Origin of the sequence: Bacteroides sp. 1_1_30 (genome assembly GCF_020982715.1) — a bacterium.
GTDB lineage: Bacteria > Bacteroidota > Bacteroidia > Bacteroidales > Bacteroidaceae > Bacteroides > Bacteroides xylanisolvens.
The window spans coordinates 1-1,670 of the sequence record NZ_JAJKHN010000196.1 but is presented as its reverse complement, the minus strand read 5'-3'; the positions used below and the strand labels follow the sequence as shown (position 1 = coordinate 1,670).

Annotated in this window: 2 protein-coding genes and 1 pseudogene; all 3 read left to right on the top strand. The window is 34.7% G+C overall.

The window, feature by feature from the left end:
* The first annotated feature begins 106 nt into the window (after positions 1-106).
* Positions 107-331: an NVEALA domain-containing protein gene (locus LPH68_RS26130; protein WP_004312293.1), complete on the top strand. Its 225-nt coding sequence runs from the start codon at positions 107-109 to the stop codon at positions 329-331.
* Positions 300-1,382: a BF3164 family lipoprotein gene (locus tag LPH68_RS26125; RefSeq protein ID WP_008648117.1), complete on the top strand. Its 1,083-nt coding sequence runs from the start codon at positions 300-302 to the stop codon at positions 1,380-1,382. Before LPH68_RS26130 ends, LPH68_RS26125 begins: the two co-directional genes overlap by 32 nt.
* A gap of 69 nt (positions 1,383-1,451) precedes the next feature.
* Positions 1,452-1,670, top strand: a pseudogene (locus LPH68_RS26120) (hypothetical protein); the annotation flags it as partial.

Genomic DNA, 1,670 nt, shown 5'->3' with positions numbered 1-1,670 from the left:
GTAGATAGATTCGGTTAGATAGAAATGGATAGATTAATCTATTGGTGGTTGTAATCCAATTGCCTACTTTCGTTTCCATTAATTAATCGATAAAACTATAGTATATATGAAGAAACTATTATTCTTTTCTATTCTGATGATGGCGGTTCTTTCTGTAAATTACTCATTAAAAGAACCTCGAGTAAATACATTATTATTAGATAATATTGAAGCTTTGGCGGCTGATGAGCAAGATGTGCCTACTAATTGTTGGGGCAGTGGTTCCGTAGATTGTCCGGTTACAAAAGTTAAAGTAGAATATGTTGCTACCGGATATAGCCTTGAAAAATAGTATAACTCTCCTGTTTCTTTCTTTTTTCTTGTTTATCTCTTGTGACCATAAGCATAAAGAATATGCAAAGGGTGTATTATTCTATTCGGGATTTCCGCACGAGAGAGAATTAATAGGAGAAGTGATTGAGCTTGATACAGCCTTGCTTCGTTATCCGTTTAGGATACGAATCGAAGGAGATAGAGCCATTGTGATGGATTTACATGGTCTTGATCATTATGGACACTTATTCCAATATCCTGGTTTCCAGTATTTATCTTCTTTTGGGAAGCGTGGTGATTCACCTACAGAAATGTTATCAATGGAGAACTTTCGTTTACAGAATCATGTAGTCTGGACATTGGATGCCAATAAAAGTGAATTAACTAGGTTAGACTTTTCTTCATCCGGTGATTCACTGCTTCGTGACGAAACGGTAACATTGGATGAAGATATACTTCGACCACTTGATTTTGCTATATATAATGATTCAATGTTTATTATTCCTGACTATTCCGGTGAAAATCGTTTATGTCGAGTTAACCGTAATGGGAGGCTTATAGATAAGATAGGGATTATTCCGACTATTGATGAAAAAGCATTGGAAAATGCTCGTCCGGCATTGGCTCAAGCATGGAGGAGCTTCCTTGACTACAATCCTAACAATGGAATATTGGCGGCAGTAACCCAATTGGGAGAAGTCGTTGAAGTTTATAATTTGAAAGATAGTACTCATATTATTCGTATCGGTGAGCATGGTGAACCTGAATTCAAAGTATCAGATGGATATGGTATGCCAACAGGTATTATGGGTTTTAGTGATGTACAAGTAACAGATAGTGCCATTTATACTGTATTTCATGGAACGTCTTTTAAGGAGATCGCAAGACAAAGCGGAAGGCTTCCTGATGGAGGAAAATATATTTATGTATTTAGTTTGGAAGGAGAACCGTTATGCAAATATGTGCTCGACCATTATATATATGGTATTTGGGTGGATGAAGATACTAAAACGATAATAGCGACAGATGTTAATGATGATCAGCCGATTGTAATGTTTAGTATTAAATAGGTAAAGTAGCAATTTTGCTGCAATATTATTATAAATGAGAAATTATGTTAGTTATAACTATTTTGTATTATGGTTAAGGGTGTAGTTCTAATATTGGGAGTAGTTTGTTTTACATTTTGTGGATGTAAAAATGATCAACTATCAACGGAAATTGAAAAGATAGTAAAAGAATGGACAGGAAAGAAAATTATATTTCCTCAAGATGTTTTTTGTAAATCGATTGATAGGGATACTTTGTGTATTTCTCCCAATTCTACGCCTTATAAAATCTGTCTCTTATACACATCT

What these genes read in the sequence shown, in the direction of transcription:
- LPH68_RS26125 (WP_008648117.1), top strand. Translation starts at nt 300, where the DNA reads ATGTTGCTACCGGATATAGCCTTGAAAAATAGTATAACTCTCCTGTTT.
- LPH68_RS26130 (WP_004312293.1), top strand. Translation starts at nt 107, where the DNA reads ATGAAGAAACTATTATTCTTTTCTATTCTGATGATGGCGGTTCTTTCT.